Annotated in this window: 13 protein-coding genes; 4 read left to right on the top strand and 9 right to left on the bottom strand. The window is 68.8% G+C overall.

What is annotated here, in order from left to right:
• Positions 1-72: 72 nt before the first annotated feature.
• The gene (locus tag E8A74_RS07105) at positions 73-1,029 is read left to right on the top strand and encodes a penicillin-insensitive murein endopeptidase (RefSeq protein WP_136928162.1); all 957 of its coding nucleotides are present in this window, start codon (positions 73-75) and stop codon (positions 1,027-1,029) included.
• Here the strand turns inward: E8A74_RS07105 and E8A74_RS07100 are convergent, their stop codons facing one another.
• Positions 1,030-2,388 (bottom strand): monooxygenase, encoded by a 1,359-nt coding sequence (locus E8A74_RS07100; RefSeq protein ID WP_170228920.1) that lies wholly within the window; start codon positions 2,386-2,388, stop codon positions 1,030-1,032.
• 90 nt (positions 2,389-2,478) lie between these two features.
• On the opposite strand from E8A74_RS07100, the gene E8A74_RS07095 reads away from it, so the two are divergent.
• Positions 2,479-3,162, top strand: a complete 684-nt coding sequence (locus E8A74_RS07095) for a response regulator transcription factor (RefSeq protein ID WP_136928160.1) — start codon at positions 2,479-2,481, stop codon at positions 3,160-3,162.
• Entirely contained in the window at positions 3,159-4,826 is a 1,668-nt protein-coding gene (locus E8A74_RS07090; RefSeq protein ID WP_136928159.1) for a sensor histidine kinase, read from the top strand. The genes E8A74_RS07095 and E8A74_RS07090 overlap by 4 nt, the downstream gene beginning before the upstream one ends.
• A gap of 13 nt (positions 4,827-4,839) precedes the next feature.
• Here E8A74_RS07090 and E8A74_RS07085 read toward each other — a convergent pair whose 3' ends face one another.
• From E8A74_RS07085 to E8A74_RS07070, 4 genes are read right to left on the bottom strand one after another with little or no spacing between them, the layout of a single operon-like run.
• The gene (locus E8A74_RS07085; protein WP_136928158.1) at positions 4,840-5,790 is read right to left on the bottom strand and encodes a hypothetical protein; all 951 of its coding nucleotides are present in this window, start codon (positions 5,788-5,790) and stop codon (positions 4,840-4,842) included.
• Positions 5,791-5,807: 17 nt separating this feature from the next.
• A complete protein-coding gene (locus tag E8A74_RS07080) occupies positions 5,808-6,851 on the bottom strand; it encodes a hypothetical protein (protein ID WP_136928157.1) in 1,044 nt (347 codons plus the stop codon).
• Positions 6,848-8,152: a FecR domain-containing protein gene (locus tag E8A74_RS07075; protein ID WP_136928156.1), complete on the bottom strand. Its 1,305-nt coding sequence runs from the start codon at positions 8,150-8,152 to the stop codon at positions 6,848-6,850. The genes E8A74_RS07080 and E8A74_RS07075 overlap by 4 nt, the downstream gene beginning before the upstream one ends.
• The gene (locus tag E8A74_RS07070) at positions 8,128-8,805 is read right to left on the bottom strand and encodes an RNA polymerase sigma factor (protein ID WP_232379417.1); all 678 of its coding nucleotides are present in this window, start codon (positions 8,803-8,805) and stop codon (positions 8,128-8,130) included. Before E8A74_RS07070 ends, E8A74_RS07075 begins: the two co-directional genes overlap by 25 nt.
• Positions 8,806-8,958: 153 nt before the next feature.
• Here E8A74_RS07070 and E8A74_RS51955 point away from each other — a divergent pair, with 153 nt between their 5' ends.
• On the top strand, positions 8,959-9,108 hold the full coding sequence (locus E8A74_RS51955; protein ID WP_170228919.1) for an STAS domain-containing protein: 150 nt from the start codon (positions 8,959-8,961) through the stop codon (positions 9,106-9,108).
• On the opposite strand, the gene E8A74_RS07065 is transcribed toward E8A74_RS51955, so the two are convergent.
• The 4 genes from E8A74_RS07065 to E8A74_RS07050 all read right to left on the bottom strand — a co-directional run bounded on the left by E8A74_RS07065 (position 9,092) and on the right by E8A74_RS07050 (position 12,739).
• Positions 9,092-10,348, bottom strand: a complete 1,257-nt coding sequence (locus E8A74_RS07065) for an FG-GAP repeat domain-containing protein (protein WP_136928155.1) — start codon at positions 10,346-10,348, stop codon at positions 9,092-9,094. The two genes, E8A74_RS51955 and E8A74_RS07065, sit on opposite strands and share 17 nt — an antisense overlap.
• Before the next feature lie 41 nt (positions 10,349-10,389).
• On the bottom strand, positions 10,390-10,965 hold the full coding sequence (locus E8A74_RS07060; RefSeq protein ID WP_136928154.1) for a hypothetical protein: 576 nt from the start codon (positions 10,963-10,965) through the stop codon (positions 10,390-10,392).
• Between the two features lie 91 nt (positions 10,966-11,056).
• Positions 11,057-12,040, bottom strand: coding sequence for an aldo/keto reductase (locus tag E8A74_RS07055; protein WP_136928153.1), 984 nt, complete (start codon positions 12,038-12,040; stop codon positions 11,057-11,059).
• 126 nt (positions 12,041-12,166) lie between these two features.
• The gene (locus E8A74_RS07050) at positions 12,167-12,739 is read right to left on the bottom strand and encodes a hypothetical protein (RefSeq protein ID WP_136928152.1); all 573 of its coding nucleotides are present in this window, start codon (positions 12,737-12,739) and stop codon (positions 12,167-12,169) included.
• Positions 12,740-12,813: the final 74 nt, after the last annotated feature.

Here is a 12,813-nt window from a genome sequence, read left to right as displayed (position 1 = left end):
CCGTTGGGGCTCACAACATCGGCGCGCCACGAAGTGGGCTGCCTGCGGGCGTTTTCGGCGTAGAATGGAGGGGTGAGGTCCGTGCCTCCGCGCGCCCTGGGCTCCGCGATCGTGATCTTCGCTGCGGCGTCGATCGTGGTCGCCGCCGCGCAGCGCGGGGCGCCTTCGCGCGCGAACGACGGGGCGCCCGCCGCGCCGGTGACGTCCGCGCTTCGCTTGGGAGCGCTGCCGGGGGTCGCGTCTGTGCTCGCGCCTGCACCGCCGAACGACGTGCCTGCGGCGGTGGCCCCGGCGGAGGCGCCGGACGTGCCCGCGCGTTGTGCGCCGGAGCCTGCGATCGAGGTGCGCGTGTCCGAGCCGCCGCCCGCAGCGGAGCTGTTTCGCCTCGCCAAGGAGAAGCCCGAGGCGCTTGGTTCGGCGTCGCTGGGTTCGCCCACGCGGGGGTCGCTGTTCGGCGGCGTGGAGCTCAAGGACTCCGAGGGCATCCTGCGCGCGGGCGGTTATGGATGGGGCACGGAGCTCGTCATTCGCTCGATCGAGCGCGCGGTGCGGGAGGTGCGGCGGTGTTTTCCGGGCTCACCCTCGCTTTATGTCGGCGACATCGCCCGCGAGCGCGGCGGCTGGCTGAAGCCCCACCGGAGCCATCAATCCGGCCTCGACGCCGATATTGGATATTATTACAAAACGCAGGCGACCTGGTACCAGCGCGCCACGGCGCAGAACCTCGACGCGGCGCGCACGTGGGCGCTCGTGCGGTCGTTGATCGAGGGAGGCAACGTCGAGATGATCTTCATCGACGTCTCGGTGCAGCGGCTCTTGCAAGCGCACGTTGCGTCCCTGCCTGAGGGCGAGCGCCCGGCCGAGGACGTTTTTCCGAGCCCCACGAAGAGGGACACGCTGATTCGCCACGCCTGGGGGCACGCGACGCATTTTCACGTCCGGTTCCGGGATCCGGCGGCGGTGGCGCTCGGGCATCGGCTCGCGGACATCGTGCCGCGGCTCCGAGGAGCGCGCCGGGCGCCGCGCTGATCACGGCGTCACGTAGAACCAGCCGAGGCACATCTCGTCGTTTGTCCCCTCGCCCCATTGAAGGTCCTCGGGGGGCATCTTGACGCCGTTCACGAGCGGCTGGTTCGCCGCCGAGTTGTCCCAGTGGCACTCGATCCTGAGCTTGTCGCCGGGCATGATCCGGCGCGGTTCGAGCAAGGTGTACGGCGATTGCCAGTGAAAATCCCATTTCGGGATGTCGACGAGGCAAGCTTCCGTGCCCCCGGATGGAGTGTGGGACGTCGAGATGCTCTTTCCGCGCAGGTGCTGGTGCAGACCGACGGTGTGCAACGTAAAAGGCTGGTCCGCGGGCAGCGCGCCCTTCGTGAAGATCGAGACGGCCGTGGCCGCGTCCTGCTCGAACGTGTGCACGACGTCGGAATCGCCGGCTGGAATCACCATCCCGCCCGGATTGCGCCACGCGGGGTTGAGCCAGGGCATCGAGAAGGCGGGTTTTTCCACGGTATCGTCGATCCGTACGGCGACCGTGGTTCGATCCGGCTCCGGCGTGCCGTGGGCGGTGTTGTAATGGAGCTGGAGGATGATCTTGGTCCCGGGCGGGACCTCGATGCCCGTCCCCGCGGGGGCGTCCCGCCCGAAGGAGCCCGGCGCCCAACCGCCGAGGATCCCGTATCCCGAGGGCCCCTCGATGGCCTTGTCGTCCCCTTTCGGCCCGCCGAAGCAGGTATACCCGGGGCCCGGCTCCGCCGCGTCGTAGGCCTCGTACGTGGAGACCGCGTTCGGCTTCGCGTAAAACACGACCACGTGGTGGACGATGGAATCGTTGCCCGGCGTGATCCCGAGGCCCGTGACGAACTTCGTCGTGTCGTACGGCCAGTCGATCAAGAAGCAACGATAATCGTCGGGCCCCTTCGTGGGCGTGTAGGGCTCGGGCATCGGGAGGTCGAGGTCCGTGCGGGAGAGCGTGCCCGGATCCCCCGGGAGCGCGACGAAATCCGCCGGATCCCCGAGCGGCGCACCCGCGTTCGCCCAGCGCGCGAGGGTGTCGATTTGCGGCTCGGTGAGCGAGGGGTCGTGCGCAATCTCGGCGCACTCCGGCGAGGGGGGCCAGGGAGGCATGCGCCGGCTTTGCACCGCAGCCACGATCGCGTCCTTGCGCAAGACCACGTCCTCCACCGTCGTGAGGGCGAAGGGCCCGATCCCGCCTGCGGTGTGACACCCCGCGCATTTCGCGTCGAGGACGGGTTTGACGTCTCGGTAATAGGTCGGAGGAGCGCCGGGCGATGAGGAGGAGCTTTGACCATCCGCGTTCGAGCAGCCGACCGCCCCCGCGCTCATCAGGGCGAGCAGCGCCGCGCGTGTGCCGTGATATCGATCCATGCCGGCCATCGTGCCTGCGAGATGTTGACGGGTCGTGGAGGCGAGCGAGATTGTCTCCCAGGCGCGCGCGGCGGGTGATACCCCTCGGGCATGACGACGCGCGTGCTCGTGGTCGAGGATGACCCCGGCGTCGCCGCCGGGCTCGTGCGCGGGCTCGTGGCCGCGGGGTTTTGGGTGGAGCTCGCGACGAACGGTCGCGCCGGGCTCGAATCGGCGCTCCGAGGCGCTTTTGATCTCGTGGTGCTCGACCTCATGTTGCCCGAACGATCCGGCCTCGAAATCCTGGCGGATCTCGATCGAAGGCGGCGAATCCCCGTGATCGTTTTGACGGCGCGCACGGATCTGCCCGATCGGCTGCGATCGTTCGACCTCGGGGCGATCGATTACGTGCCGAAGCCGTTTTTCCTGGAGGAGCTCGTGGCGCGGATCCGCCTGCACCTCGGCTTGCGCGCGGCGGCGCCGCGACGGCGTGTACGGTTTTCCGGCGTGACGGTGGACCTCGACGCCCGTGTGGCGCGGCAAGGCGAGGCGGCGCTGCCGCTCACGCGCGCCGAGCTCGACGTGCTCGCGTACCTGGTCGAGCGTCCGGGCCGGGCCATTCCGCGCGAGCAGCTCGCCGAGGGGGCGTCGTCCTCGCTCGAACCTTGCGACGCGCGCACGATCGACTCGCACGTCGCGCGGATCCGCAAGAAGCTCGGCGAGGGCGCGGCCGCGGCGATCGTGACCGTGTGGGGGATCGGGTATCGATTCGAGCCGCCGGAGGGTGAGGGATGAAGCTTCTGCGCAATCTCTCGATGCGGATCCTGATCGTGTCGATCCTGAGCGGCGGCGTGGGCCTGATCAGCGCGGCCTTGGCGGCACGGTATGCGACGCAGCGCATGGCGGCCGACGTGATGCGCCAATGGCTCGAACGCTCCTCGGCTCGGCGCAAGGTGCGCTGCGAGGAGCGGCCGGAAGAATGGTCGGCGGGGCTGCCGGACGGACCGCGGATTTACGCCTATGATGCCCGGACGCTCACCTCGGAGAATCCCGACGCTCCGCCGCTGGATCGAGCGCTCCATGCGCGCCTCGGCCCGGTTCCCGGGACCGTCGAAGGGGAGCTCGTGGCCCCGTGGACCGGAGGCGGCGGGCTCGCGCAGTTTCGCGCGGCAAACGAGGGCCCGTGCGCGGTGCTGCAAGCCGTATGGCCCGCGCGTCCACCCGAGCCGCGCGTGCTCCTCGCCGGCATCGTCGGGGTGCTCGGCGCCACCGCGGCCGCGGCGGCGCTCGGGTTTTTCCTGGTCGTACGGCCCCTGTCGTCGCGGGTGCGTCGCCTGTATGGCGCGGCCACGCGTGTCGGGGATCCGTGCGGATACGAGCCGGCGCGGCGCGCAGGGGACGACGAGCTCGATCGCGTGGCCGCCGCGCTCGATCGAGCCCATGCGCGCATTCGTGACGACGCCGCGAGGCTCTTGCAGCGACGGCAGGACCTCGAGCGGCACCTGTCGGACGTCGCGCACGATCTGCGGACGCCGCTCGCTTCGCTCCAGCTCGCCGTCGAGCGAGCGGCCGATGAAGCGACGGAGAGCGCGCAGGGCGAGGTGTTCGCGGGGGCGCTGCGCGATTGCGTGTACCTCGCGGGGCTCGTCAGCAATCTGCGGCTCGCGGCCGAGCTCGAGCAAGGATTCGATCCCGTGGCGAGCGAGGAAGGGGTGGATCTCGTGGACGCCGTGGAGCGCGTGGTCGCCCGTCTCTCGGCGCTCGCGCGCCGGCGCGGCATTGCCCTCGGGCATGCGGTCCCGGACGAGGCCGTGCCCGTCCGATGTCACCCCGTGGCGTGCGAGCAGGCCCTCGGCAATGTGGTGGAGAATGCGGTCTCGTATGGCGAGCGCGGTGGGCACGTGGCGGTCGTGTTGCGGATCGAGGCAGACGCGCGCTTTGGCCTCACGGTCGTCGACGACGGGCCCGGGGTCCTGCCTTCGGAGATTCCGCGGCTCGGAGAGCGGACGTTTCGATCGGACGAAGCGCGCCGTCGCGACCCGCGTGGCTCAGGCCTCGGGCTCGCGATCACGAGCGAGGTTTGTCGGCGCGCGGGCTTCGAGCTTCGTTTTGAGGCGGAAGCGCCGCGCGGGCTGCGGGTGACGATCCGCGGCTTCTCACTTGCCGCGGGCGCAGGGCGGCCCGAGATCCGCGCCGGGAGGGTGAACGCGATGGCAAACCAGAATCAGGGACCGAGCAAGCCGAAGGGCGAGGAGCCCGCGGAACAGGGCGTCCGGCAGGACATCGAGACCATCGAGAGCGAGCGCCTCGCGCAGGAACACGTGCAAGAGACCGGGCGCGAGGGCGAGAGGCCGGCGACGGGCGTGGTCAGCGACCGCGGGGATACCCCGGGCGAGGCGTGGCGTCACGGCGTGCCGTTCGATCGCGCGCATCCGCGCGGCCGCGGCGGGCGGGGATGAAGGGACGCGAGGCTCAGGGAAAACCGACGCCCTTGCACGCGGCGGGGTCGAAATACCCGTCCACGACGCCGCACGTGCCGTCCGACGCCGTCCCCTTTTTGATGCAATACTTCCCCGCCGTATCGCCGAGCCCGACGTAGGGGACGAGTTCCTTGCATTCGAAGTCGTCCGGGCAGTTGCAATAGTTCCCTTCGTCGGGGGCGCCATCCGCGGGTCCGCAGCGGCAGGAACAATACACTGCTTTCTCCGGAGGGCGTGGCCTGCACTGGCCACAGACGGCTCTCGAGACCGGCGCGTCCGATCCGGGGACGCAGCAGCTCTTGCCCTCATTTTCGGCCACGCTCGCGTCTTCGCTCTGGCAGCTCCCGGGCACGTGGCAGACGTACTTCTTGCATTCCTTCGTTCCTACGTCGCACGTCGTGCCCTGGGGGCAATGGTCGTCCGCGGCGCACGCGCAGGACCTGCGCTCCGCGTTGCATGCGCCGCCGTAGTTCGCGCATTGCGAGGCGCCCCCGTCCGCCGCCTGGGGATCACAAGGGATCGGGACGACGCCCGATTCGACGCACGATTGGTCCGGGCCGCAGCTCGCGTCCAGGGGGCCCGTGCACGGGGTCGGCTCGGGTTGCCCGAGCGGGCAGCTCGTGCGGCCCTGGAAATTGTTGATCAGGCAGATCCCCGTCTCGCATTGCTGGAAATCATTCGTCACGATGCTGCGCTCCGTGACCTTCGAGCCGGCGAATCGCGCGTCGAGTTCGACGAAGGGGACACATGGATTCCCCACGTCGCTCGACGTCTGGATGGGCTCCGCGACGATCACATTGCAGCCGGGCAGGAGCCCGGACGCAGCGGAGAACAGACCCGCGAGGACCATCGAAACGACGAAAGCACCACTTCGCACACCATTTCGTAGCGACATGAGCACCTCTCCCCCGAACAGTCTCCAGAGCCCGTCGACACGGCTCACGTCGCAAATATTTTCTTTCAATTCCAGGAGAGATCGGCGCCGAGGGAGGGGGAGAAAAAGGGCAAACCCCAGGTCGCAGCCACGCGACCGACGAATTGGACGACCGGACGCTGGACCGTCACGCCGGTGAGCACGTCCGCCCGGATTCGAAGGTGCGGCGTCACCGCGTAGCCGAGCCCTGCGCGAAGGTACGGCGCGAAGGTGAAGAGCGTCTCGCTCGTCCCCGCATACGAGCGCGCGGGGCGGCCTTCGAAATGGAGAAGGACCGCCGAGAGCCCGGCGCCCACGTTCACGTTCCACGCAGCGCCGTGAGGCGCGAAGGCCCCCCGAAACCCCACGCCGAGCAGGCCGATCCGCGAGGTCGCCACGCCCTCGGGGCCGAGGAGGTTCGCCGGGACAACCGGGATCGACACGAAGGCGCTCATCCCGATCCGCTCGCTCGCCCGCAAGATGTGCAGGGACGTATGTAGGAGCCCCGAGGGGCCGATGCCGCCTGGGCTCATCAGCATGGAAGGTCCGAGCTCGAGTGTGAGGAGAGGCGGTTTGTCGGGGCGCGCGGCGGCGGGCGGCGCCTCGGCGGGGCGAGGGGCGAGGAGCTCCCGAATGACCGGCGGTGGGGCCACCTCGCCGGGCGGCGGCCGCGGCGCGTCGAGCTCCATGAGGCTCGCGCGGAGCAGCTCCATCACCCGGAGCGCAATCGTGGCGCTGCCGCCGTGGGGAGGCTCGTGCTCCGCGACGAGCTCACGGAGCACGGTCTTTCCGGTCATTCGATCGACGATCCACACCTCGACGCCGGCGCTCGACGGGACAATCCGCACGGCCGCGACCGCGTCGTTTTTGCGCGCGGCTTCCTCCAGCGGCTCGCGCGCCGGCGGCCCCGCCTCCATCTCCGCGTCGAGGACCTCGAAATGGAGCGCCTCGAGCTCGGCCCGGATGCGCACAGCGATCCCCTCGTCCTTCGCGGGTGCGACGAGGACGATCCGTGGCTCGCCGCTCGCGCGTGCCTCGGCGAGCGGGAAGGAGATCATGGCGAGGAACGCGCAGAGCGATGCCGCCCTCATTCGTCCTCCGCCGCCGCCCGAGCCACCTCGGTGTGAGGGCCGCCCGGGAAATCGCGCAGATACGCGCGCGCCGCCTCGCGGGCAAGGGGTTTGTCTCCAGAGCGCAGGCGCGCTTCGAGGAGCCGCCCCGCAGCCTCCCGGGCGAGCCTGCCGCGCGGGCGCTCGCGCAGGTAGGTCGCGAACCAGCGCGCGGCCTCTGCGTGCGCGCCCTGTTTGTCGAAGGCGATGATTCCCAGGAGGAAGGCTGCCTCGGCGGCTTGCTCGTCGGCGGGGAAGCGCCGTCGCAGCGCCGAGAACGCTTCCACGGCGCGCGCCGTATCACCGGTCAGGCGCGCGGCGTCGCCGAGGTCGCGGAGATCGGCCGCGCTCCCTGCCTCGTAAATGGCGCCGAGCCCCTCGCGGTCCGCCGCTTCGAGGGCGTCTTTGTATTTGCCCGAGGCCGCGAGATCACGCCACGAGGGGCCCGGCGGTGCGGGTGGGAGGGTTGTCTTGCGCGGCGGCGCGGCGCGCGGGACGTGGGGCGCAGGCGGCGGCGGCGCATCGGTGGTTTTTTCGGGCGGGTCCTCGGGCAGGGACGGCGGCTCTGCTGCATTCTGGGGGACGTCCGGCGCCTCGCGTGTCTCCGGGTTGTCCCGGTGAATCACGAACCGCCCCTCCTTGCGGTTCACCTCCAGCGTATCGCCGCTGCGCAGGGCGATTCCTTCGCCGAGGATGGGACCCGCGACCACGACCGAGCCCTCGACGAGGTGCAGCGTGAGCCGCTCGGCTGCGAGATCCCAGGCGACATGAAAACGCGTGCCTGTGACCAGGATCTCGAAGGGGCCGCTGTCGACGAGCCAGCGGGTGCCCTCGTGGTGCACGACGGTGGCTTCGAGCGCGCCATTCTCGAGCACGACACGCCCGCCCGCCCGATCCACGGACGCAATCCGGACGCTCGAATCCGGCTGGATGCGGAGGCGTGTTCCGTCCGAGAAGACCACCGGGACCATGCGCCCCGTCGGCGTCGCGATGAAGGCCCCGGCCCTGCCCGCGTAGGCCCCTTCGCCCGCGCCGACGTGAAACGTGAGCGGGCGTTGCGCGACGACGAAACAAAGGAGCAGGCACGCCGCGGCTGCCACACCGAGCGCTGCCCCGACAAACCGTTTCCGGGTTTGCCGGGAAGGATGGGCCCGCCGCGCGGCGTCGGCCGTGAAGAGGCGCGCGCGCGCCTCGGGATCGGGCGCCCGTCGGCGGAGGATCTCGTCCTGCTCCGCGCCGATCCTGCGGCCGAGCCGGATCAGCGCTTCTTCGGAGCTCCCCATCGTGCACTCCCTTCGAGCCAGTCCGAGAGGGCCGGGTGCTCCCGCGCCTGCTCGGTGAAATGGGCCTCGGCGCGCGAGAGCCGCCGTTTGATGGTCGCGAGCGAGACGCCACACGCCTCTGCGACCTCCGTGAGCTCCATCCCCCCGACGAATCGCAGCGCAAAGGCGATCCGCTCGTCGACGGGCAAACCATCGAGGATCGTGTACGTGGCGCGAAGAGCTTCGGTGACCTCGCTGTTCGGCAGAGGCGCCTCCACCTCGGGGACTTCGTACCACGGCAAGAGCCGGAGCCAGAATCGGCGCGAGCGGCGCAAGATGCAGGTTCGGGCGGTGAAAATGGCGATCGAGGTGAGCCAAGCGCGCAAGGCGCCCGGGTCGCGCAGCTCGTCGATCGAGCCGAGCGCGCGGACGAACACGTCGTGATGGATATCGGCGAGCTCGCGATCGGCGCCGAGCACGCGGACGAGCGTCCGCATGACGTGCGCCTCGTACCTATCGTAAAGCGCCGCGATCGCCGCGCGGTTGCCCGCACGAACGGCGGTCACCAGGACGGCGTCGTCCCCCACGAATGGGAGGGCCCGGACGACCACGCCGCCGCCGCTGCCGGCCGCAGGAGGCTCGCTCGTTCTCGTGGAAAGGTGCGACGTACCCACGCTGATGACACCACAGTATCCGCACCCCGTCCCGACGGCTCATCGGTTGGTTGTCTCACGGATTGAAGGCGTCGCCTGTGCGCGTCCTGAACGTGCGTTGCCCTTTACGCTCCCAATGAGAGCGAGGAGGGGCGAAGACTCGGGGGAGATGTCATGAAAGAGGAATACGCCATGGTCGCGATCCTGGATGTCACGGGCATCCGTATCGTCGACACGCACATCGCACAGGCGCTCGTTCATGCAGCGCAGGCCGCGGGCACGCTCCAGAGCGGGATTGCGCGGGCGATCAGGGGCCGGCGTTGAGGAGCACGAGCACGTCGCGATCCTGATGATTGGCGACGGCGATGTCGGGACGGCCATTTTTGTCGAAATCGTCGATGATCAAGCCGTTCGGGGATAGGCCGAGCGCGAGCTTTTGAAGGGGCTGGAAGGTGCCGTCGCCGTTGCCGAGGAAAAGGGACAGGTCGGAGGTCGTGAAATTCTCGACCGCCACGTCGGCGTGCCCGTCGCCGTCGAAGTCTGCGACGCCGATGGCCATCGGCGCGCCGCCGGAGGGGTGGTGCACGGCCGCCTGGAAGGTGCCGTCGCCTTTGCCGAGCAGCACGGACATGTCGTTGCTCTCCGCGTTCGCCGCAACGAGATCGATGTGCCCGTCGCCATTGAAGTCGCCCGTCGCCACGGCGCGCGCGAGCTTCCCCGCGGGATAGCCGATCGCTGCGGCGAACATGCCGTCGCCCTGACCGAGGAGGATTCTCACGTCGTCATATGCGGCAACGGCGAGGTCGAGCGATCCATTGCCGTCGAAATCGGCGGTCGCGATGCTGATGGGCGCCGTGCCGGCGGGGGAGGTGATGGCAGTCGCGAGCGTCCCGTCGGGTTTGCCGAGGAGCACGTGCACGCCGATGCCCGACTGGCCGGGGACGATCAAATCTTCGAGGCCGTCCGCATTCACGTCCCGCACGACGAGGTGCATTCCCTGGCCGAGGGCCTCGTAACTCGCGCTCATGGACTGCGGCGGGAACGTGCCGTCGCCCTGGTTCACGAGGACGGAGACCGTACCGAGGTGCGAAAGCGCGATGTCCGCTTTGCCGTCCCCCGAGAGATCGCCGATGGCAACGGAGAAGAGCAAAATCGTGTTCATGTTCATGGCCACGGGGAACGTCTCCGGCGGGCCAAAGGTGCCGTCGCCTTTGCCACGGAGGATCGTGTACGTATTGTCTTGCTGGGAGTTGGCCGTGACGATGTCCGTCGCGCCGTCTCCGTCGAGGTCACCGCCGGCGAGCCAAAGGGGCGGAGAGAGGTCCGCGCCGACGACGTACGAGGCTGGCGCCTTGAAAAGCGCGCCCGCGCCGCCAGACCCACCGGCGCCGCCCGTGCCGCCCGTGCCGCCTGACCCGCTTGTGCCGCCCGCGCCGCCCGTGCCCGAGGAGGTGCTGCTGCTCGACGAGGTGCTGTTCGCGTCGGGATCACCGCTCGAGGCACAAGCGCCGAACGCTGCCGCGCCGAGGAGGAAAAGAATGGTGGTGAAGATAGAACGAAACAAGGGCAAGCTCCTTTCTGGTTTCCGGGACTCCGTGCCGCTCTCTACTTCCAGCTCACCTCGTAACGGCAACGCGACCCGCGAAGCTTTCGACAAACCGAGGGCTCGAGGTGCGTGACGAGCGCAGAGCGTTCGAATCGTCGCGCCCAAGCCTGCATGATTCCGCGATCGAGATCGCAGTTGTAGGGGGAATCCACCTCCATGACGGCGCGGTGCCGGGAGACGGATGCGCATTTGTAATGGCCGATGCCCTCCCGCATCGTGCCCGTCTGTGGGTCGAACATGGGCACGCCGTTTTCGAGGTGATTGAGGTGGTATCCAGCGTCGAAGATCTGCATCGCCGTGGCGATGTCGGTCGCTCCGGGCGGAATGGAGGCGTGGTTGACGACTTGGCTGCCCATTTCGAAGGCTTTCTGTGGGCCGACGAGCGTGAGCAGCTCGTTCAGTGCGGCAATGAGCTTGTCGAGCGGGCTCGCCGGCAGGATCTCGATCTCGCCGCTCGGCCCCACCCGGACGAGCCCGTATTTCGCGAAGACGGCGCGCGGGGCGTCAGGCACTGCTTTGAATGCGCCGAAGTAACTTTCGATGATGGGGGCGGTGGCCGCGAATTCCGAGAGCATCCCGCAGGATAGCGGACAGGCAACGGAACACCAGGGGGGCGCGGAGGTGGGCAGGCTCCCGCCACGGGGCGAGAGCGCCTACCCGCGTCGATCATGCATTCAAGAGACGCATGCTCACCTCCGCATAACGCGCCCCGGCTGCAGCGCCGCGGGGCATGACCGCGTCGAGGCGCGCGAGATCGTCCGCCGAGAGCGCGATGGCCTCGGCCGCGATGTTCTCTTCGAGGTAGCTTCGGCGCTTCGTGCCCGGAATGGGCACGATGAAATCGCCCTGCGCGAGCACCCACGCGAGCGCGAGCTGCGACGCTTTCACGCTTTTCTCGGCGGCGATCGCCTCCACCTTGGCCACGAGGTCGAGGTTCTTTTGGAAGTTCTCCCCCTGGAAGCGCGGCGAGCTGCGGCGGAAATCGTCGGGCGCGAGGTCCTCGAAGCGCTTGATTTGCCCCGTGAGGAAGCCGCGGCCGAGGGGGCTGTAGGCGAGGAAGCCAATGCCGAGCTCGCGACAGACGGAAAGGATGTCGTCCTCCGGATCCCGCGTCCAGAGCGAGTATTCCGTCTGCACCGAGGCAAGCGGATACACCGCGTGCCCGCGCCGAAGCGTCGCCGCGCTCGCCTCCGAGAGGCCGATCGCCCGCACCTTGCCCGCCTTCACGAGGTCCGCCATCGCGCCCACGCTCTCCTCGATGGGCGTCTTCGGATCCACGCGGTGGAGCTGATACAGATCGATCACGTCGACGCCGAGGCGGCGGAGGCTCGCGTCGCATGAATTTCGGATGTACGTGGGCGTGCCATTGACGCCGCGCACGCGCGGATCGTTCGGATCCCGCACGATCCCGCACTTCGTCGCGAGGATGACCTCGCCCCTCCGGCCCGCGATGGCGCGGCCGACGAGCTCTTCATTCGTGAACGGCCCATACATGTCCGCGGTGTCGAGCAGGTTGACGCCGAGATCGAGCGCGCGGTGGATCGTGGCAATCGACTCGGCTTCGTCGCGCGGGCCGTAAAAATCGCTCATGCCCATGCAGCCGAGGCCGAGGGCAGAGACCGTGAGAGGACCGAGCTTACGCGTGTGCATGAGGACTCCTTACTTGTCGCGCCGCAGGGTAGCGCCCGCGCCGCATGCGCACCATCCCTCGGGGCCCCATGGTCGCGGCTGTTTTCTTGCTCCTCGGCTGCGCCACACAAAACCGGCCACCCGGCTTTATTTCCAGCTCACCTCGTAACGACATCGCGGGGCGCCGTTTTTTCGGCAGACCGAGGGCTCGAGGTGCGTGACGAGCGCGGTGCGCTCGAACCGCCGCGCCCAGGATTGCATGAGTCCGCGATCGAAATCGCAGGGGTAAGGCACGTCCACTTCCATGACGGCGCGGTGCCGCGAGATGGAGAGGCACCGGTAATGACCGATGCCTTCGCGCATCGTACCTGTCTCCGGATCGAACATGGGGACGCCGTTCTCCAGGTGATTGATATGGTATGCGGCGTCGAACATCTGCATCGCCGTGACGATGTCGGTCACGCCGGGCGGGCTCTCGGCGTATTTCATGCCCGCGACGCCCATCTCGAAGGCCTTCTGCGGACCGATGAGCGCACACAGCTCGTTCTCCGCCCGGACGAGCTTGTCGATAGGGCACGTCTCGTGGAACTCGAACTCTCCGTTCGGTCCCACGCGGCCGAGTCCGTACCTCGTATAGATGGTGCGCGGAGCGTCGACCGCTTTGAACGCGTCGAGATGGCCTCGCAGGGTGAGCCCCGTAATGGAGAATTTCGAGAGCATACCGGCAAGCTTAAAGGGCGGGCTCCCGGAAAACCAGAACGGCTCACAAAAGCGACGCCCGCCCTTCAGCCGAA

This window comes from Polyangium fumosum, assembly GCF_005144585.1.
Lineage (GTDB): Bacteria > Myxococcota_A > Polyangia > Polyangiales > Polyangiaceae > Polyangium > Polyangium fumosum.
The sequence above is the reverse complement of the archived record's forward strand: the minus strand, read 5'-3'. Positions and strand labels throughout refer to the sequence as shown.

Coding starts and splice junctions, on each gene's coding strand:
- E8A74_RS07095 (WP_136928160.1), top strand. CDS start 2,479: ATGACGACGCGCGTGCTCGTGGTCGAGGATGACCCCGGCGTCGCCGCC.
- E8A74_RS07090 (WP_136928159.1), top strand. CDS start 3,159: ATGAAGCTTCTGCGCAATCTCTCGATGCGGATCCTGATCGTGTCGATC.
- E8A74_RS07055 (WP_136928153.1), bottom strand. CDS start 12,040: ATGCACACGCGTAAGCTCGGTCCTCTCACGGTCTCTGCCCTCGGCCTC.
- E8A74_RS07080 (WP_136928157.1), bottom strand. CDS start 6,851: ATGAGGGCGGCATCGCTCTGCGCGTTCCTCGCCATGATCTCCTTCCCG.
- E8A74_RS07050 (WP_136928152.1), bottom strand. CDS start 12,739: ATGCTCTCGAAATTCTCCATTACGGGGCTCACCCTGCGAGGCCATCTC.
- E8A74_RS51955 (WP_170228919.1), top strand. CDS start 8,959: ATGAAAGAGGAATACGCCATGGTCGCGATCCTGGATGTCACGGGCATC.
- E8A74_RS07075 (WP_136928156.1), bottom strand. CDS start 8,152: ATGGGGAGCTCCGAAGAAGCGCTGATCCGGCTCGGCCGCAGGATCGGC.
- E8A74_RS07060 (WP_136928154.1), bottom strand. CDS start 10,965: ATGCTCTCGGAATTCGCGGCCACCGCCCCCATCATCGAAAGTTACTTC.
- E8A74_RS07100 (WP_170228920.1), bottom strand. CDS start 2,388: ATGGATCGATATCACGGCACACGCGCGGCGCTGCTCGCCCTGATGAGC.